At 37.0% G+C, this 20,270-nt stretch carries 19 protein-coding genes; 8 read left to right on the top strand and 11 right to left on the bottom strand.

Annotation, left to right across the window (positions count from 1 at the left end; genetic code table 11):
- The 6 genes from hisC to hisIE are packed head-to-tail and all read left to right on the top strand — an operon-like array spanning position 1 to position 4,856.
- Positions 1-1,059, top strand: a complete 1,059-nt coding sequence (hisC, locus tag B6C99_RS00350) for a histidinol-phosphate transaminase (RefSeq protein WP_086358001.1) — start codon at positions 1-3, stop codon at positions 1,057-1,059.
- Positions 1,060-1,067: 8 nt separating this feature from the next.
- A complete protein-coding gene (hisB, locus tag B6C99_RS00355; protein ID WP_086358002.1) occupies positions 1,068-2,135 on the top strand; it encodes a bifunctional histidinol-phosphatase/imidazoleglycerol-phosphate dehydratase HisB in 1,068 nt (355 codons plus the stop codon).
- The gene (hisH, locus tag B6C99_RS00360; RefSeq protein ID WP_065613039.1) at positions 2,136-2,723 is read left to right on the top strand and encodes an imidazole glycerol phosphate synthase subunit HisH; all 588 of its coding nucleotides are present in this window, start codon (positions 2,136-2,138) and stop codon (positions 2,721-2,723) included.
- Between the two features lie 17 nt (positions 2,724-2,740).
- Positions 2,741-3,478 (top strand): 1-(5-phosphoribosyl)-5-[(5-phosphoribosylamino)methylideneamino]imidazole-4-carboxamide isomerase, encoded by a 738-nt coding sequence (gene hisA / locus B6C99_RS00365; RefSeq protein ID WP_086358137.1) that lies wholly within the window; start codon positions 2,741-2,743, stop codon positions 3,476-3,478.
- Positions 3,460-4,236, top strand: coding sequence for an imidazole glycerol phosphate synthase subunit HisF (gene hisF, locus B6C99_RS00370; RefSeq protein ID WP_086358003.1), 777 nt, complete (start codon positions 3,460-3,462; stop codon positions 4,234-4,236). The genes hisA and hisF overlap by 19 nt, the downstream gene beginning before the upstream one ends.
- A complete protein-coding gene (gene hisIE / locus B6C99_RS00375) occupies positions 4,230-4,856 on the top strand; it encodes a bifunctional phosphoribosyl-AMP cyclohydrolase/phosphoribosyl-ATP diphosphatase HisIE (RefSeq protein ID WP_086358004.1) in 627 nt (208 codons plus the stop codon). Before hisF ends, hisIE begins: the two co-directional genes overlap by 7 nt.
- A gap of 73 nt (positions 4,857-4,929) precedes the next feature.
- Here the strand turns inward: hisIE and cysB are convergent, their stop codons facing one another.
- The 3 genes from cysB to matP all read right to left on the bottom strand — a co-directional run bounded on the left by cysB (position 4,930) and on the right by matP (position 9,162).
- A complete protein-coding gene (cysB, locus tag B6C99_RS00380; RefSeq protein ID WP_086358005.1) occupies positions 4,930-5,901 on the bottom strand; it encodes an HTH-type transcriptional regulator CysB in 972 nt (323 codons plus the stop codon).
- 166 nt (positions 5,902-6,067) lie between these two features.
- Positions 6,068-8,668, bottom strand: a complete 2,601-nt coding sequence (gene topA, locus B6C99_RS00385) for a type I DNA topoisomerase (RefSeq protein WP_086358006.1) — start codon at positions 8,666-8,668, stop codon at positions 6,068-6,070.
- 29 nt (positions 8,669-8,697) lie between these two features.
- Positions 8,698-9,162, bottom strand: coding sequence for a macrodomain Ter protein MatP (gene matP / locus B6C99_RS00390; protein WP_086358138.1), 465 nt, complete (start codon positions 9,160-9,162; stop codon positions 8,698-8,700).
- Positions 9,163-9,311: 149 nt separating this feature from the next.
- Between matP and B6C99_RS00395 the strand changes: the two genes are divergently transcribed.
- Entirely contained in the window at positions 9,312-10,994 is a 1,683-nt protein-coding gene (locus B6C99_RS00395; protein WP_086358007.1) for an amidohydrolase, read from the top strand.
- A gap of 54 nt (positions 10,995-11,048) precedes the next feature.
- Here the strand turns inward: B6C99_RS00395 and B6C99_RS00400 are convergent, their stop codons facing one another.
- Both B6C99_RS00400 and B6C99_RS00405 read right to left on the bottom strand, forming a co-directional pair.
- Entirely contained in the window at positions 11,049-12,455 is a 1,407-nt protein-coding gene (locus B6C99_RS00400; protein ID WP_086358008.1) for a PTS fructose transporter subunit IIC, read from the bottom strand.
- A complete protein-coding gene (locus B6C99_RS00405; RefSeq protein WP_086358009.1) occupies positions 12,448-12,882 on the bottom strand; it encodes a PTS sugar transporter subunit IIA in 435 nt (144 codons plus the stop codon). Before B6C99_RS00405 ends, B6C99_RS00400 begins: the two co-directional genes overlap by 8 nt.
- A 331-nt stretch (positions 12,883-13,213) precedes the next feature.
- Here B6C99_RS00405 and B6C99_RS00410 point away from each other — a divergent pair, with 331 nt between their 5' ends.
- Positions 13,214-14,593: an APC family permease gene (locus B6C99_RS00410; protein WP_216819323.1), complete on the top strand. Its 1,380-nt coding sequence runs from the start codon at positions 13,214-13,216 to the stop codon at positions 14,591-14,593.
- A 118-nt stretch (positions 14,594-14,711) separates the two neighbouring features.
- On the opposite strand, the gene B6C99_RS00415 is transcribed toward B6C99_RS00410, so the two are convergent.
- The 6 genes from B6C99_RS00415 to B6C99_RS00440 form a co-directional block, all read right to left on the bottom strand.
- Positions 14,712-14,975: an HPr family phosphocarrier protein gene (locus B6C99_RS00415; RefSeq protein WP_086358011.1), complete on the bottom strand. Its 264-nt coding sequence runs from the start codon at positions 14,973-14,975 to the stop codon at positions 14,712-14,714.
- Between the two features lie 144 nt (positions 14,976-15,119).
- On the bottom strand, positions 15,120-16,061 hold the full coding sequence (locus B6C99_RS00420) for a phosphatidate cytidylyltransferase (RefSeq protein WP_086358012.1): 942 nt from the start codon (positions 16,059-16,061) through the stop codon (positions 15,120-15,122).
- A 35-nt stretch (positions 16,062-16,096) separates the two neighbouring features.
- On the bottom strand, positions 16,097-16,561 hold the full coding sequence (locus B6C99_RS00425) for a hypothetical protein (RefSeq protein WP_086358013.1): 465 nt from the start codon (positions 16,559-16,561) through the stop codon (positions 16,097-16,099).
- A complete protein-coding gene (locus B6C99_RS00430; protein WP_086358014.1) occupies positions 16,555-17,877 on the bottom strand; it encodes a phosphatase PAP2/dual specificity phosphatase family protein in 1,323 nt (440 codons plus the stop codon). The genes B6C99_RS00425 and B6C99_RS00430 overlap by 7 nt, the downstream gene beginning before the upstream one ends.
- Positions 17,878-17,879: 2 nt before the next feature.
- On the bottom strand, positions 17,880-19,637 hold the full coding sequence (locus B6C99_RS00435) for a bifunctional alpha/beta hydrolase/class I SAM-dependent methyltransferase (RefSeq protein ID WP_086358015.1): 1,758 nt from the start codon (positions 19,635-19,637) through the stop codon (positions 17,880-17,882).
- A 3-nt stretch (positions 19,638-19,640) separates the two neighbouring features.
- Positions 19,641-20,258, bottom strand: coding sequence for a CDP-alcohol phosphatidyltransferase family protein (locus tag B6C99_RS00440; protein ID WP_086358016.1), 618 nt, complete (start codon positions 20,256-20,258; stop codon positions 19,641-19,643).
- Positions 20,259-20,270: the final 12 nt, after the last annotated feature.

A 20,270-nucleotide genomic window follows, 5' to 3' on the forward strand; every position in this document is an offset into this window, starting at 1 on the left:
ATGGATATCAATCAATTAGTCAGAAAGAACGTACAAAAATTGACACCCTATCAATCCGCTAGACGCATTGGTGGCAACGGTGATGTGTGGCTAAATGCCAATGAATACCCAGTTGCACCCAATTATCAGTTAACCGAGCAAACGTTAAACCGCTATCCAGAAGCACAACCTCAGCAAGTTATAGATGGTTATGCGCAATATGCTGGAGTCACTCCAGAGCAAGTGATTGTCAGTCGAGGGGCCGATGAAGCGATAGAGCTGTTAATGCGTGCTTTTTGTGAACCAGATACTGATACAGTGCTTTACTGCCCACCAACTTATGGTATGTATCAAGTCAGCGCTGAAACTTTAGGAATAAAAACTAAAACCGTACCAACAAAATCTGATTGGCAACTTGATTTAGAGGGTATTAAACAAAATCTGGATAATGTTAAGTTAATCTATGTCTGTTCACCAAACAATCCAACTGGAAATTTAATCAATCCCGAGGATATTAAAGCATTACTTAATTTAGTCAAAGATCACGCATTAGTTATTATTGATGAAGCCTATATTGAGTTCTCTCCAAACTCAACCTTGGTCAGATGGCTTAATGATTATCCTCACTTAGTCATTTTACGAACCTTATCAAAAGCATTTGCCTTAGCCGGATTGCGTTGTGGATTTACTTTAGCTAATAAACCGATAATTGATGCTTTACAAAAAGTGATCGCTCCATACCCTCTTGCTACCCCGGTAGCGGACATTGCCACTCAGGCATTGAGTAAAGAAGGTATTGAAACGATGAGATTACATGTCACCAATCTAAATAATCAAAAAGAGAAGTTTGCTAAACAACTTTCTGCTTTACCAATTGTTGAAAAAGTTTATCCTAGTGAATCAAATTATTTATGTGTTAAATTTCAAAGTAATAAAGAAGTATTTAGTAAACTTTGGCATGAAGGTATTATTCTACGCGATCAAAGTAAATCAATTGGACAAAATGGTTTTGTGCGAATTTCGATTGGTACCCAAGATGAGTGTGATGCCGTAATATCCGCACTTAAAGCGATAAAATAGGAGCAAGTATGTTACAAAAATATTTATTTATCGACCGTGATGGAACGCTAATTGTTGAACCGCCTATTGATTTTCAAGTTGATAGTTTTGAAAAACTTGCGTTTGAACCTAATGTGATCCCGGCGCTGCTTAAACTACAAGCAGCTGGTTATAAATTAGTGATGGTGACCAATCAAGATGGATTAGGAACCAGTAGTTATCCGCAAGCTGATTTTGATGGACCGCATAATTTAATGATGCAAATATTCGAATCACAAGGAGTTAACTTTGAAGAAGTACTAATCTGCCCTCATTTTCCTCAAGATAATTGTGAATGTCGTAAACCGAAAATCACTTTAGTTCTACCTTATTTAACCAGTGGTAAGTTAGATAAACAAAATAGTTACGTTATCGGTGACAGGGTAACAGATATGCAACTTGCTGAAAATATGCAAATAAAAGGATTACACTATAATCCAGAAACACTTAATTGGAATGAAATAGCCCAACGTTTAACCACTGCAGATCGTTATGCCAAAGTCGAACGAAATACCAAAGAAACCAAAATTTTAGTTGAAGTTTGGTTAGATAGACAAGGTGGCAGTCAAATTAATACCGGCATTGGTTTTTTTGATCATATGCTTGACCAAATCGCCACTCATGGCGGTATCAAATTAAACATTCAAGTAGAAGGCGATTTACATATAGATGATCACCACACTATTGAAGATACTGGTCTTGCCTTAGGCGAAGCGCTAAAAAAAGCACTTGGCGATAAACGAGGTATCACTCGTTATGCATCAGTTATTCCAATGGATGAGTGTTTAGCGAAATGTGCAATGGATATTTCAGGCCGCCCTTATCTAGTGTTCTCTGCGCAATTTAGTGATCCGAAAGTTGGTGATATGAGCACGCAAATGGTCGAGCATTTCTTCTATTCTTTGAGTTATGCGATGGCAATTACTTTACATATTGAAACAACTGGTGACAACGATCATCACCGAATCGAAAGTTTGTTTAAAGCTTTTGCGCGTACACTTAAACAAGCGATTAAAATTGAAAGTGACAGATTACCTAGCTCGAAAGGGGTGTTATAGATGAAAATTGTCATTCTAGATACTGGCTGTGCTAATCTTTCCTCTGTCAAATATGCAATACAGAGATTAGGTTATAATCCAATTATTAGCCTTGATCCTGATACAGTCCTCGAATCAGACAAACTATTTTTACCAGGGGTTGGTTCAGCTTCTGCTGCAATGCAAAAATTAAAAGAACGTAATTTGATTGAACTTATCAAAGTCTGTACTCAACCAGTATTAGGTATCTGCCTCGGTATGCAACTTTTAGCTGATTATAGTAATGAAGGTCATGTCGATACCTTAGGTATTATTCACGAAAAAGTAGTACAAATTCCTGATTGTGGATTACCACTACCACATATGGGCTGGAATCAAGTCAATCCCAAAGCCGGACATCATCTATTCAGAGATATTCCTGATGGTGCTTACTTTTACTTTGTACATGGATACGCCTTACCATTATGCTCATCAACTATCGCAGAAACCAATTACGGCGAAAGCTTTACCGCTGCCGTGCAAAAAGACAACTTTTACGGTGTGCAATTTCATCCCGAGCGTTCTGGCTCAGCCGGTGCAAAATTGCTCAAGAACTTTTTGGAGATGTAACTATGGCAGTTTATCCTATTATCATTCCCGCGCTTGATTTAATTGATGGTACTGTTGTGCGGTTACATCAAGGTGATTATGACCAAAAACGAGATTATGGTAATGATCCTTTAGCTCGTCTACAAGATTATCAAAAGCAAGGTGCGAAACTATTACATCTAGTTGATTTAACTGGAGCTAAAGATCCGAAAGCTCGACAAATCTCATTGATAAAATCCCTGATTAATGGTGTACAAGTTCCAGTACAAATTGGTGGTGGAATTCGGACAGAAGAAGATGTTAAAGCATTATTATCAGCAGGTGCCACCCGCGTAGTTATTGGTTCAACAGCCATTAAACAACCTGATTTGGTTAAAAAATGGTTTGATACTTATGGTCCTGAATCTTTAGTGTTAGCCTTAGATGTTCGTATTGATCAACAAGGTAACAAAAATGTCGCTATCCATGGTTGGCAAGAGGATTCTAAACAGACATTGGAACAAGTTATTGATGATTATCTACCCTATGGCTTGAAACATGTACTATGTACAGATATTTCCAAAGATGGAACGCTAAGTGGTTCTAATGTGAAGTTATATCAAGAGATCAGCCAAAAATACCCAACTATTGCTTTTCAAGCTTCTGGCGGAATTGGACAATTGGACGATGTTAAAGCGTTACAAGAGAGCGGTGTTGCAGGTATCATCGTCGGTCGAGCATTACTCGAAGGTAAATTTACAGTTCAGGAGGCAATTGCATGTTGGCAAAAAGGATAATACCTTGTTTGGACGTTCGTAATGGGCAAGTTGTTAAAGGTGTACAATTCCGTAATCACGAAATCATAGGTGATATAGTACCGCTAGCCAAACGCTATGCCGAAGAAGGCGCTGACGAATTGGTATTTTATGATATCACAGCCTCATCCGACGGTCGGGTAGTAGACAAAAGTTGGGTGGCAAAAGTCGCTAAAGTAATAGATATTCCATTTTGTGTCGCTGGTGGGATAAAAACGGTTGAAGATGCAGGAAGAATTCTCACTTATGGTGCGGATAAAATTTCAATTAACTCCCCTGCTTTAGCTAATCCGGGCTTAATTACTGAATTAGCGGATTGTTACGGGGTGCAGTGTATCGTTGTGGGGATTGATACTTGGTATGATAAAGATTCAGATAGTTACCACGTTTATCAATTCACTGGCGATGAAAAACGCACAGTCGCTACCAAATGGAATACGATTGATTGGGTGCAAGAGGTGCAAAAGCGAGGTGCCGGTGAAATTGTATTAAATATGATGAATCAAGATGGCGTTCGCAATGGTTACGATCTTAAGCAACTTAAAACAATTCGGGAAGTTTGCCAAGTACCACTGATTGCCTCTGGCGGCGCAGGTACGATGGAACACTTTTTACAAGCTTTTAAAGAGGCCAACGTTGATGGTGCTTTAGCGGCTTCAGTCTTTCATAAACAAATTATTAATATTGGTGAACTTAAACAATACTTAGCTCAACATGGAGTAGAAATACGATTATGCTAACTCAACATTCCCAAATACAAATAGATACCAAACAACTTGATTGGCAAAAAGTCGATAATTTAATGCCAGTTATTATTCAGCACTATGTATCTGGCGAAGTACTGATGCTTGGTTATATGAATCAAGAGGCTTTAGCTCAAACCCAAAGCAGTGGAAAAGTCACCTTTTATTCTCGCTCCAAACAACGTTTATGGACCAAAGGCGAAACCTCGGGTAACTTTTTAAATGTAGTTAGTATCTCATCCGATTGTGATAACGATACGCTGTTAATCTTAGTCAACCCAATCGGACCAACTTGTCATACCGGAGCAAATAGCTGCTTCACCAATTGCAAAACTGAGTGGGGCTTTCTATATGATTTAGAGCAATTGTTGGGGGCTCGTAAACAAGCCGATCCGCAATCCTCTTATACCGCAAAACTCTACCATGACGGTACTAAACGTATTGCCCAAAAAGTGGGAGAAGAAGGCGTTGAAACTGCGCTTGCAGCCACGGTACACGATAAAGAAGAGTTAAAAAATGAATCAGCTGATTTAATTTATCACTTACTCGTGCTACTGCAAGATCAAAACCTTGCTCTAAAAGATGTGATCGGTATTTTAAAAGCTAGACATAAATAACCACCAAAAAAACCAAGCACACTATTCGCTGCTTGGTTTGCTAAACTTTATTAGCCACAAATGACCAATAGTTTTATCTAACAGGTAACTTGACGCCATTAAACATAGCTTGCACAGCGATATTATTTTCACAGAGACTAAGTTTATCGATGGTTTGTCTATTTAAATGTGGTGAAAATTGGCTAATAAAATCGTACATATAGTTACGCAAAAACAGAGAACGTGCAAATGCGATATAAGTGGTACTGTAGGGGAAGATATGGCCAGCATTAAGTACCACAAACTCACTATCAGAGCTCTCATTTACCGCCATCTTAGCAACAATGCCAACACCAACACCTAACTTAACATAGGTCTTAATTAAATCAGCATCAGTGGTGCTAAATACAATATTAGGTACTTGATTAGCCTTAATAAATGCTTGATTTAGGTCAGAACCGTCATTAGAAAAGTCGTAACTGACTAATGGATAGTTAGATAATTCTTCGATTGTGATTAGCTTACTTTTGGCTAAAGGATGATCTTTCATAACAATCACCGCTTGGTTCCAGTGATAACAAGGTAAAGCAATCATATCATCACTAAGATCTGACAAATCAGTAACTATAGCAAAGTCCGCTTGTCCGGTTTGTGCTTGCAAGAGACATTGAGCGGATGAACCTTGCTCCATATGAAGGGTGATACTTGGATATTGCAGCATAAATTGCTGGATAACCAATGGTAAAGTATACCGAGCTTGAGTATAAGTGGTGGTAATTGTTAATGAGCCTTGATTTGGTTGACTAAACTCTTTAGCTAGAATTTTAATATCTTGTGCTTTATTTAAAATCTCACGGGCTAAAGCAATAATTTGCTCACCAACTGGCGTAACTTCTGAAAGATGTTTACCTACACGGGTAAAGATTTGTACATTGAGCTCGTCTTCCAATAATTTAATCTGCTTACTAATCCCTGGTTGCGAGGTATACAGTTTTTCAGAGGTAAGAGAGACATTGAGATCGTTATTGACGACCTCAACAATATAACGCAGTTGTTGCAACTTCATGACAAAGGCTCCTTTGACCATATACATTTCCCTCTTCTCAACAATAATTTAAGAAAGAAGGAAATTGCAAGGTAATTCCTTTCAAACTTTAGCACAAAACAGCTTTTTTATACTAAAACGGCTACTTAACCTGATCTATTCTTCAAAAATGACCTGGTGTTCTTACCTATTTTTTACTATCAACCCATTTACCATGAACATATTTCATCAACCAACCGGTAGATTTGCCGTTCACTTCAGATGTGACATATTGTTCCTTACTTTTACGACTAAAGCGAACAATACTCGGATTGCCATTTGGATCATGACTTGGGGCTTCGGTTAAATAAATAAATTTTTCCGGTAAACGATATTTAAAACGTTGTAACTCTTCAATTAAAGGTGCACGAGTTTCCCTAGATTTAGGAAAATTATGAGCCGCTAAAAAGATACCTGATGCACCATCTCTTAGTACAAAATGGGCATCTGATTTGCTACATTTTAGTTCAGGCAAATCAACAGGATCTTCTTTAGGAGGAGCCACGTCACCATTTTTTAAGATTTTACGCGTGTTTTTACAATCTTGGTTAGTACATCCCATATACAAACCAAAACGGCCTGACTTAAGATGCATTTCTGATCCACATTTTTCACATTCAATAATTGGACCATCGTAACTTTTTACTTTAAATGTGCCCTTTTCAACTAATGAGCCATCACAAATCGGGTTATTACCGCAAATGTGTAACTTACGCTCATTATCCAGTAGATAACTATCCATCGCAGTGTGACATTTAGGGCAACGTTTAAGTGCTCTTAAAGCATTAGTCTCAGCTGTTTCCGCTTCTTCCAAAATGTTCAAAGTTTCATGTTCAGGAATCAAGTTAATTGTCTGCTTACAACGCTCTTTTGGTGGCAACGCATAACCTGAACATGCTAAAAATACCCCGGTTCCCGCTGTTTTGATCCCCATTTCACGACCACAGTTAGGACATTTAATTTCCGGTGTTAAAACGAGTGGATTTAATTGCATTCCTCCACGATCAGGATCTTGTTCAGCAATTTCAAGATGCTGGCTAAAATCTTCAAAGAATTGATCTAAAACTTCGCGCCATTCTTGTTTTTTATTGGCAATCTCATCAAGTGCATGTTCCATGCGTGCAGTAAAATCATAACTCATAAGATCATTAAAGTTTTCACTTAACCTGTCAGTAACAATCTCACCGATTTTTTCCGCATAAAAACGACGATTATCTAATCGAACATATCCACGATCTTGAATGGTTGAAATAATGGTAGCATAAGTAGAAGGACGACCAATTTCTCTTTTTTCCAATTCTTTTACCAACGAGGCTTCATTGTAACGAGCAGGAGGTTTAGTAAAGTGTTGATCTGGATTTAAACTGAGTAGTTCTAAAATATCTTCAACCGATACTGCTGGTAACATCTTATCTTCATTATTTTTACTTAATTGAGATTGCACTTTTGTCCAACCATCAAAACGTAAAGTACGACCTTTAGCTTTTAAAGTAAAATCACCCGCTTTAACAGTAAGTGTGATAGAGTTATATTCAGCGGATGTCATCTGGCAAGCAACAAATTGACGCCAAATTAATTGATATAATTTAACCGCATCAACGTCGACATCACTAAGATTAGTTGCTGAAATATTGACATCTGACGGACGAATTGCTTCATGCGCTTCTTGTGAATTTTTCTTACTTGTATAAACATTCGGTGATTTCGGTAGGTATTTATCACCATAGTTTTTGCCAATATAATCGCGAACCATGTTTAATGCATCTTGACTCAAATTTGTTGAGTCGGTACGCATATAAGTGATATAACCGGCTTCATATAAGCGCTGGGCTAACATCATTGTCTTCTTCACCCCAAAGCCAAGACGAGTGCTTGCCGCTTGTTGCAAAGTTGAGGTGATAAATGGTGCAGTTGGATTACTTTTAGTCGGTTTTTCTTCAATATTGGTAACTTGGTATTGCTTGTTATTTAGCTCTGCTAAAGCAATATCAATCGCAACTTGATCTTTTGGTTCAAACGCATCATCTTTATAATGCGTGACTTGCATGGTTAATTTTTCTTGATTAGCAGTTTTTAAATCGGCATAAAGTTCCCAATACTCTTCAGGAATAAAAGCGTGGATTTCGCGTTCACGTTCAACGACTAATCGTACCGCAACTGATTGAACGCGACCGGCCGATAAACCACGTGCCACTTTCTTCCAAAGTAACGGCGACACCATAAAACCCACCACACGGTCCATAAATCGGCGTGCTTGTTGAGCATTAACGCGATCCATATCCAACATAGCCGGATGTTTAAATGCATTTTGAATAGCAGTTTTAGTGATTTCATTAAATACAACGCGGCGATACTTATCATCATCACCACCAATAACATCTTTAAGATGCCAAGCTATGGCTTCCCCTTCTCTATCCAAGTCGGTTGCTAGATAGATCATATCCGCATCTTTGGCTAATTTTTTAAGTTCATCAACGACCCGCTCTTTGCCTGGCAAAATTTCATAATGAGCTTTCCAACCATTATAAGGATCGACACTCATACGGTCGACTAAGACCTGTTTTTCAGATCGTTTTACTTTCTTCTCAGTTTTATCTTTGCTGGCTTTTTCATTGCGGTGGCTACTACCACTTACTGGAAGATCTCGAATATGCCCCACGCTTGATTTAACCACGAAATCTTTGCCAAGGTATTTATTAATCGTTTTTGCTTTTGCTGGTGATTCCACAATAACAAGGGATTTTCCCATAATTAAACCTATTTATCCTGTAGTTTAAGTTATTTACCGTATAAATTATCATCGAGTAATGACAGTAAATCATCTTTAATTGTCGATACTTTAGTGGCATATTGCTCTTTTTGCTCTGCATCTTCAATTAATTGCGTAATTGTTTGTGACAACGTACATTTTCGGCGTTTAGCTAAATTAGCTAACCTTTGCCAGACTAGAAATTCCAAATCAATAGATTTTTTACGTGTATTTTGTTGCTCGGCATTAAAATGCCGTTTTCGCCTTGCCCGAATAGTTTGTTTCATGCGATTATCTAAATCGGGATTTAAATGCTGCTTAATCCAATCAACGACAGCTGTCGGCTTGTGTTCTAATAATAGTAGTTCATTTACAGCTTGCTCTGCTGCACTTCTTTCTATATAACGAGTAATTAGCTCACCTTCTAAATGTCTTTTTACTAGATAGTGCCACTTCCAACCGCATTCAAGGTTTTCTAATTGTTGGTATTTCATAAGCTCACCTTGTGACGCTGTAACTAAATATGATAGTTGTAGCATAAACTCATCACACAATAAAGAAAATTATTGCATTTGACAAATTTTTTATAAATCTGCTATCGTTCACCTTTAACTTCAATCTTCTAATTAAGGAATCACGTATAATGGCAAAAGCCGATGTTATTTATATTAATGGCCACATCTACACGGCTGACAAATACGATACAGTTTGTGAAGCTATTGCAATTCAAAACGGCTATATTATTGCAACTGGCACCACACAAGAGATAAATAACACTCAATATGTTGATAATTGTACGATAATTTATGATCTACAAAATAAAACCATGATGCCAGGCATTATTGATGCCCATTTACATACTTTTTGGGGCGGCATGCAATTATCTTCATGTAATTTAAATTATCAAAGTTTAACTGTTGATGCCACTCTGGCCATTATTCAAAAATATTTAGATAACGATTCCAGTAATAATAGCACAAATTGGTTACAAATTCGTGGCTGGTTGCGTCAAGAAGTATTACCAATCGGCACTGACATTACCCGTTTTGATCTTGACAAGCTTAATACCACGCGTCCGGTTATTCTATTCTCAAATGATTGTCATACACTCGTTGCTAACAGTATTGCTTTAGAAAAATTTGGACTCGATCGTAATACGCCAGAGCCTTCTGATGGCAAAATTGGACGTACTGAAGATGGCGAATTAAACGGAATTTTAGAAGATGCTCCAGCAATGCGCGCATTTGATAGCATTTCTAAACTTACCGATGAACAAGCGATAAACATTGCTAAATTATCACAAACAGAATTAAATAAGCAAGGTGTAACTTCAGTAATGGATGCGCGTATTACTGAAACCCAAGCCGATGCATTTTTAAAATTACAACAGCAAGATGAGCTTTCAATACGCTTATTTGGTGCCCGTGAATTACCCCCTGATGATGTCAATTCAATTGAAGACATTCCAGCGGTAATTGATCGGGTAAAACAGTTTGCTAAACGCTATGATGACCAAAATTGGCAACCTAAACCGGGAATAAAAGTATCGCATACCAAATTATTTGTTGATGGCGTAATGCAAGCGCCGTTAATGACAGCGCGTTTGCTAAAACCGTATCAATTAGAAAATGAAAAAGATCGCTATGGTGATCTTTATTACTCTACAGAAATGCTAGATGCTTTAATCCTTGAATCATCGAAAGCAGGTTTTCACCCGCACATGCACACCGTTGGTGAAGGCGCGATCGAAGTGGTTCTTAACGCTATTGAAAAAATGCGAAAAGCACTACCGGATGCTGATATTCGCCCAAGTACTGCCCATAATGAACTCAGTGCGATGCATCAATTTGCCCGTTATAAACAATTAAAAGCCAGTGTGGTATTCTCATTCCAATGGGCTGGTTGTAGCTCGGCAATGGTTGAACAATATCAAACTCTGTTTGGTGCTGAACGTTATAATGGTTTAGAAGCCCATGGCCAATATATTGATGCCGGCGTAACCTGTGCTTTTGGTAGTGATTGGCCAATTGATCCACTTAATGAATGGTATGATTTCCAAATTGCTATGACTCGACAAATTGACGCCGAACACCCACGCTTAAACAGCGACCGCAATTTAACTGCCGTTGAAGTGCTACGTTGTGCAACTATTGGTGCAGCTTACGTGTTAAAACAAGATGAATATATCGGCTCTATTGAAAAAGGCAAATTTGCTGATTTAATTATTTTAGATCGCAATCCATTTACCATTCCGGCAACAGATATGCAAAACGTCAAAGTACTAACGACAATTGTTGGCGGCAAAACGGTTTATCAACAAGCTTAATAAACTTTAAATAAATTCACTACCCCGCCAATGGGTCGGGGTAGTTTTTTATTACTAGTCCGCATCAACAACAACATCACCCTCAACTGCTGGTTTTCGAGTAAAGTGTAAAATCGCAGCAATAATAAATGCTCCGATAAACATATCAATCACATACCACAATGCACCTTTAGTTACGCCACCTAATGCGACTAAACCACCAAATGCAACTAAGGAATCAATACCATTAATCATACCTAACATACCAGCAATTGCTGTACCCACAACTATGGCGATAATAACCCGTTTTGGATCTTTAGCGGCGAATGGAATCGCACCTTCGGTAATACCAGCTAACGATAAAAAGAACGCAGTGATACCAAACTCTTTTTCTTCTTTGGTGTATTTAGAACGTGATACCAGTAAAGAAGATATTGCTAATCCTAAAGGAGGAATTGCACAACACATACGAAACACACCATTAGGACCATAAACACCTTCCGCCATAGCGGCTAACGTAAAAGCAGTCGCCGCTTTACTGCAAGGTCCACCCATATCAAGCGCAGCAAGAACACCGATTCCTATACCTAAAAATGCCGCATTAACTTCTGACATACCTTTTAAGGTTTCTACCATCGCTTTTACAAACCAATCGAGGGGATATGACAAACCATAAATATAGATAGGCGCCATGATCAATAATGTCACAGTTGGAATGATCATCACAGGCATAACCGAAGCAATAACCGGATGGACCTTAACAGTTTTGAACCATTTAACAAAATAGCCAATAAGAACACCGAAAATCATTGCACCAATAAAACCGGTAGATACATGATTACTGCCAATTGGATTATTTACTACATATCCCATAATAAACGCTGGTGCCAAGGCAGCATTACCACCAATAGAGTAAGCCATATATGCCGCAAGCACTGGTACCATCATTGCAAAGCCGTAAAGAGCCACTTGTTGCAAATCGGCAAAGAATTGATTACTAGGTAGAATGGTGTCACCACTCACATGCCCAGTCATTAACACAATTGAAAAAAGAATACCGGAAGCAATGATGACAGGTAAAAATTTACTAATACCAGTATTTAACGATCTAAATATCTCTTTACCAATACTCTCTTTTACTTCTTTTTTGGATGATAAGGCTTCGGCATTATTAAAAATGTTAGCTGTATTTTTAACCGCTTCACCAGTGCTAACCTTAATCACATTTTTAAAAGGTTCTAGCCGTTCAGCATTATCGATCGAAATATCTGTCGCTAACAAAATCACATCAGCACTTTTCAGATCTTGCTCAGTTAATACATTATCAATTCCAGCTGCTCCTTGGGTTTCAACTTTACAATCCCATCCACGCTTTTTAGCTTCGTTTTCAATTTTTTGTTTAGCAATATAGGTGTGCGCCATACCAGCAGTACAAGCACATATAGCGACAATCTTTTTATTATTTAAGGATTCTTTACTCATATAAACCTCGGATTTTTTCTGCTACTGTTTGAATATCACTATTTAATAGAACCTCAATGAAATCGTCATCAGCCAAGTTAGCCGCCAATTTCGCAATAATAGTCAAATGCTCTTTATTAGCATTTTTTGGTGCACCGATCAGCACCACTAACTTAACTTTATTAGCATTATTCCAGACTATCCCTTGATTATATTTCGCTACGACAATAAATGGTGTTTTCACTGCATCACTTTTGGAATGCGGTAATGCAATATTGGGCAAAACATCAGTTTCCATCTCTTGCTCATGTTGCATAACATCAACAAAGAATTTATTTACATCCGTTAAATAAACTTCGCTTTGTTCCGCCATCAATTTAATCACTGATGACTTATGCGTAATAACATCACTCGTTAATTCAACAGGTAAAACGGGAATTGGTTCCATAATATATCCTCCTAATTAATCACTGTTCTGTGTACAATCTTTATACATGATTTTTAAGTAAAAATATAACTGTTTATAAAAAATTGGATAATTAGCTGATCAACGAATAAATGTGCCAATCCAACCTAGTAATAACACTATTGAACCAATTATTTTTGATTTTTATTTCGAAAAAGCCTGCAAATCATCCGGATTTATAATCTTTACTAAAAATTAGCTTGCATAATTATGATAATATGGCAGAATTCCCTGCCGCTTTAAGCGGGTAAAAAGGCAAAACTATACTTAGTAGTTTTTTATTGTTTTTTGGGACAGAGGAGCAAATTAAATCATGTCCGCAATAAAAATGAAACGAGTTTTAACCACACCTGCATTGATTGCATTTGGTTTAGCTTATATGGTTCCTTTAGGGATCTTTACCACTTATGGGGAAGTTACCGTTGTCAGTAATGGACACTTACCTATAGCCTACATTATCACCCTTGCCATGATCTTTTTCACAGCATTGAGTTATTGCCGAATGGCAAATAAACTACCTATTGCTGGTTCGGCTTATACCTATGTACAACGAACTTTTGGTGGAAAAGCAGGTTTTTTAGTTGGATGGGCACAAATTCTTGATTACCTATTTTTACCAATATTAAATTACTTGGTTTTAGGGATCTATCTACATGAACTATATGATAGTATTCCAGCTTATGTATATGTATTGGGTTCGATTGTAGGTGTAAGTGTATTAAATTACCTTGGAATCAAGTTAATTAATTGGGCCAATATTACTTTGAATTTCTTTCAAGCATTATTCATCGTATTGTTTATTATTTTAACATTGACAAATGTTCATTTAACACCTGAAACAATGTTAAAACCAATATCAGTCACAACCGATGATTTCAGTGGTTTATTTTCTGGAGCTGCCATATTATGTCTTGCCTTCTTAGGTTTTGATGCTATAGCAACACTAGCAGAAGAATCCAATGATGCGAAAAAAACCTTACCAAGAGCAATTATCGGCACCGTATTGATTGCTGGTTGTATATTTTTAGTTGTCTCATATTGTGCGCATTTAGCTTACCCACAATGGACAGATTTTGTTGATAATAAAGATACCGCCAGTTTGGATGTAATGCGTAGAGTGGACAACATAAGTCACTTAACCAATGTACTTGGTAAATACGGCAATGATTTTATGTATAACTTCTTTCAAACAGCCTATTTAACTGGTGTCTTTGCTTCAACTATGACAGCGCAAACTAGCGTGTCACGAATCTTTTATGCGATGGGACGTGAAGGTGTATTACCAAAACAGATCTTCTATAAAATTCATCCACGCTTTAGAACACCTTATTTATCAATTATTTTTGTTTCCTGTTTTTCACTACTCGCTTTAGTTCTTGACTTAAGTTTAGTCGTTTCGATGATCAGTTTTGGCGCCTTAGTAGCCTTTACCTTCGTTAACCTGTGCGTAATCAAAAGCTACCTAAGTGGTACGAAAAAAACATTACCAATGATTTTCAAATATGGATTAATGCCAGCAATTGGCGTATTACTTTCGTTATGGCTATGGACCAGTCTTGAAACGACAGCGATGACGGTAGGTTTAATTTGGTTAGTAATTGGATTTTGTTATTTACTTTATCTAACTCGATGTTTTACCAAATCATTGCCTTCTATTGATCATACAGAATTGGATTCAATCATCAAAGATTAGTAATCTATTAGGTCTACTTGAAAGTATTTAGTTGATGCCCTTTTAAAAAAATCCCGTCAACCTAGGTCGACGGGATTGTTGTTTCTAAGTAAATAAGCTAAATTAAAATTACTTAAAATTATTCACCAAAACCAGTAGCAAATAATTCACGAATTTCATCCATTGCTGCTTTTTCATCTTCACCATCACAGATGATTTCAACAGTTGAACCACCTTTAACACCTGCACCAAGTAAACCCATCATACTTTTTAATTTAATGGTTTTATCGTTATAAACAAGTTCAATTGATGATTTATAACGGCCAGCTAATTTAACAAGCGTTGTTACCGGGCGTGCATGTAAACCAGTTGCATTTTTTACTACCATTTGCTCTTTTAACATATTATAGTCCTTACTTATATCTAACGTTAATACAATGCATGTATTTATATCATAAATTAACTTTTTTTGCTCTTTTTTAGCATCAATTTTTGAAATTATTTGATTATATTTCAGTTTTAATAAAATTTTTCATCACATAAAAAACTATACTAACCAAAAATACCTTACGATATGAAAAAATATCGGCGCGGCAAAACAAATAGAATCAAAACGATCAAGTATTCCACCGTGACCACCTATTAGTTTGCCCCAATCTTTTACCCCGCGATCACGTTTAATAGCAGACATAACTAAACCACCCATAAATCCTAACAAAGTGATCATTAAAGAAATAAGTCCTGATTGTACAAAAGTAAACGGAGTAATCCAACACATACAGGCACCAATAAAACTAGCAGATAAAACGCCAGCAATAAAGCCTTCAATCGTCTTTGATGGTGATACGTTTGGGCTAATTTTATGTTTACCAAATAATTTACCAAATACGTACTGCAACACGTCAGATAACTGAACGATTAATACTAAATAAGCAATGAGTAATAGATTACGCCCTTGGTAATTTTCGATATCTAATACTAATAATGCCGGCACACACGAGATACTATATACCGTAATCATCAATCCCCATTGCACATCGGCTATTCTCGCCAAAAAATTAGTGGTTGAACCAGTTATTGTGGCAAATATCGCCAGAAACAAAAAAGCATAAACCGGAATAAAGATACTAAATAGACCATACCATGCTAAGGCAACCAAAATATATTGCACGGGTAAAGCAACTGCAAAAGCAAAGATTAGGGCAAAATAATCAGAGTGATTGATAGGCGTTAAAATAAGAAACTCTCGCAATGCTAAAGCTGAAATAACAAAAAACAAAAAAATTACTGCCAGTTGTCCAAACCAAAACGCTAAACCAATAATGGCAACCATTACCCACCACGCATTGATGCGAGTATTTAAATTATCGATAACACTATTAGGCGATGTAAGACGATATTTTAACAATTGACCAATAATTGTTGCCACTAATAAAAACAAGCTGATGCCCAAAAATAATAATAGCGTATCATATTGGAAATGGGACATCTCAGCGCTCCTTATATTGCTGTGGTGTTAATTTATTAACTTGTGATAATAGCATTAATCACCATAAAAACGACTAAACAATTTTGTAATAAAAATAGAATTATCTGCTTTTTAAACAAGGATAAAATCCCTTTTTGCCGTTCAGCGACTGTTCTTGATGATTGATAAGGTTTGATTAGTTGCAAATTGGCTAATGCTTTATCCATAGCTGATAGCTCTTCAGGCAAATGATCAACATGCTCAGATAAATATACAAACAATTTTCTATCAAAATCTAACCTTATTGCATAATACTTACTTATTAAACCTAGAATAAAAATGATTAGGCAACAGATAGTTAATGATGTTAGCGAAACATGAATCAAAGCGACAATAGCAGCTAATATGGTTAATAGCATCGAAAAAATATCAATATGTTTACTTAACGATAAAAAACAACAAAACGTTACTAAATCTACTTTAGTTACACTATTTTGCGAACTATTATTACTACTCAACATATCACTGTCTCATCTTTAAAGTTAGCCAACCAATTGGATAAAATCAGTTGTTGCTGGCGAGAAATCACAATTGAATTTCGCTGTTCTTTTACTATAGCTATCGCCTGTTGCAGAGTGTTAGCTCTTTTAGTCCACAATAACCATGCAATAACTGCAGTTGCACTCCTCGAATAACCTAAAGCACAACAGACTAATAATTTACCCTGCTGCCGATAATATTCGATAGCTTGTGCAGCCTGCTGACACTCTTGTTGTGATAAGGGAGTCATATCTAAAACCGGAATAAGCTTATAGTTACCGTTAAAACATCCAATTGGCAACTCAGCACAAAGATCGACAACCGATATAAAATGATTTTGATTTAGCGATTTTGAGGTTGGAATGCGACCTAAATAGACTTCATCAATAATCAAATCATCAGTTGGATGTTTAATTGTCCATAACCGTGAATTGAGCCACATAATAACAAAAAATGGCAAATAGAGCAGATAAACGGCTAACTTAAAATGACCATTTTGCTGTTTTTGCAAACCGCAGGCACCAAACAACCAATAATTAGCTGCAATCAATAACCAGGCACCAGCCAACCATAACAACCAAAGTGCCCAGCCAGAAACATAAATAGCTATAGTGAGTGACAGTAGGCATAAACAAAAATAGATCATCGCCCAAGTATAATTTTTAGTTAATGGTCGATGTTTTAATGGCGTCGTCATATTATATGGCCATAGCCAAATAGAAAAACACCCTACCCATAATCCAGTTGGAATATCAAAAAAATGATGTTGCCAAGTAGTTAAAACCGAAAGTGCAATCAAAAAACACCAAAAATGTAATAGATAACGCCCAACCCCCCGAAAATATTGAGCATAAAATTGCCACAAAATAACTAATAAAGTGATGTGTAATGAAGGAGCTTGATTAAACGGCTTATCAAATCCCATTAAAATATCAAACATCAAGCCAAAAAATCCATCCAAAGCAGGCCGTTCAAAATAGAACTTAAGCGGAAAAATTAAAAAACAGATGATACAAATCACTTGTGCCGTTAATAGCCGTAAACCAAGATTTTTAAGTGATTGCCAAGAAGATGTTAAAAGAATAGCTAATCCATACATCAGATCGATAGACCAATAAGGAATTATCGTCCATGACCAAAGCGGAATAGAATATTCCCAACTAAAAAATAGACTTGCAACATCCTCACGCTGAGCTGATAGCCAGTTGGCAAAATTATAGCTAGCAAAAAAGAACACTGATAAACCGGCTAACCATACACATTTATAGACATTAAGTCGGCTAAACAGTTTAAACATAATCAATGCGAAGTTCGTTGTGCCAGTGATACGGTAAAAATCCCCCACTGGTCTACTAACATGGTCACTTTACTAAAACCTGCTTCGGCAACTAACTGATCCATCTCGATCTGTGTTCGGCGTCGCATGATCCACGGTTGCCCTTCTCGATGTGAAGTTAACGCTCTAGCAATAAATTCTAATTGCGGATGCCAAGGTTGATTGGTATAAAGTAAATACCCCCCTTCTGGAATTACATCAGCCAAGCCAGATAAAGATTGCTGTAACAGTTGATTATCACCAAATAATTCATACAATCCTGATACTACCGCTAAATTAGGTTTAGGTGATAATTGTGAAAGCTCTTCACGATTAAAGGCATCGCCTTTTTCAAAACGAACGATGCTACTTAAACCCTGCTGCTCAATTAGTTCTTGTCCATCGCGGATATTAATATCACTATAATCCCGCAACAACACCGAATTAGGTTTATTAGCGATTTGACTAATGGTTTCTAAAATATATCGACCATGCCCTGCGGCTATATCAACAATATTTACTTCAGTAGATTGTTGTTGTAACTGTTCAATAGCTTGCTTTAAGAGCTGTTCAAGATGAATTTTTCGTTGCCGAATCCCTCGCCAACCAATAGATTGCAAATAGAGATAATCAAAAAATTGCCCCAATTTTGAAGTGCCGGATGGCTGATTTCGATAAACATAATCAAGTGTACTACCGGAGTCAAAACCGGTTTCAAAGCCTAACTTAATTCCATCCGACAAATTACTAGCATATTTCAAGGTCGCTTTAACTAACTTCCAATACCATGGTTTAAGCCAACCAGAAGGCGGTAAAGCTAACTTATCGGATTCAGATCGAGTATAACCAACCCGATCGGCATTTGTTAACTTTGGAACATCGGGTTGATTAGCAAAACAACCTTGAATAAATCGCCTTGCTCTATCAATAGCCATATAACGATCTTTTTCACCAAAGGTATCGTGATAAAATTTTGGTAGGATATGAAACTCTTTTTGATTGGTTCCTAAATTATCATAAAAGGCTTGTTGTGGTTTGCGTCGCACCACAAAATCAGAGCCAGAAACTAATAACTGTGTGGGTACAGTGATCGCATTGGCATCCTTAACAATTCGATCCGCTACCGCATACAAATCAAGCAGTAATCTAACCGAAATAGGTTTAGTAATTAAAGGATCTTTATTAAAAGAATCTGCTCGACTGCCATCATGGGTTAGTAAATTCGGTTTGACATAACTATTTACAAAGAAATTGCCCTTCAAGTTATATAATAACTTAAGTCCAGGCACCGCTAATGGCACATATAATTTAACGCTAAAAGCTGGAGCACCTAAAACTAAAGCGCGAATATTCGGTACATAATCATGTACCCAACCAGCAGCAATTACTGCACCAACACTTTGAGCGATAATAGCAATATCTTGCATATCAATCGCATATTCTTTAATGATATGCTCTATAAAACAGTTGGCATCTTTTATCAGAGTAGCAAAATTTACCGCATCACTACGTTGACCATCAGATTGACCATTTCCTCGCGCATCCCATGCGAAAATATGGAAATCAGGTAATTCCAGCTCTTCTGCTAAATGAGCAATGCGTCCAGAATGTTCATGCCCACGATGAAAAAGTACAATTGCTTTTGAAGCTGTTTTCGTATCACTATCGACTGCTGGCCAATAACGATAAAATAATTGACAGCCATCATGACTAATAAATGTGTTTTGCTGCTGTTCGCGCATTAATTATTCCTTATTATTTTTCGCTTCTTGCAATCCTTTTCTCACTCTATTAATCACAGTAATTAGTAGCAAAAAGGTGATAAGCCACAATAGAACATTTAGCCATTCAAGAGGCAATAGATAGGTTGCAATTCCTAAACTAATTAGGCTAAAAGCTAAAGCTCGATCGCTTTTCCCCATAGGTCCATCATAACGTCGAGAGCTACCAATCATCACACCGAGTACACCCGCGTATTCGGTTAGAAATGATAATAAGATCACTAATATCATTAAATTGGTATTAACTTGATTTATTTGAGTAAAGATTAACAGCAGAGCACAATCGGAAATCACATCACAAATCTCATTTAAATAGGCACCTAAATTGGATTTCTGACGAAATTCTCTGGCTAACATACCATCAATAGCATTAAGAGCCATCCGGATAAACATCCATATGGGTATTAACAAAAATAGCCATTGATGATCGGCAAAAAAGCCAACTAATAAAGCAACCAATATCGACCCAGCACAAGCAGCTAACGTGACTTGATTGGCGGTTATTCGTGAATAATAAAGCGAATTCACATAAGGACGAAGCAATGCTTGAAAGCGAGATTTTAATTGATAAATAGAAAACACAGATCGTCCCTT

The organism is Gilliamella sp. N-G2 (assembly GCF_002142215.1).
Lineage (GTDB): Bacteria > Pseudomonadota > Gammaproteobacteria > Enterobacterales > Orbaceae > Gilliamella.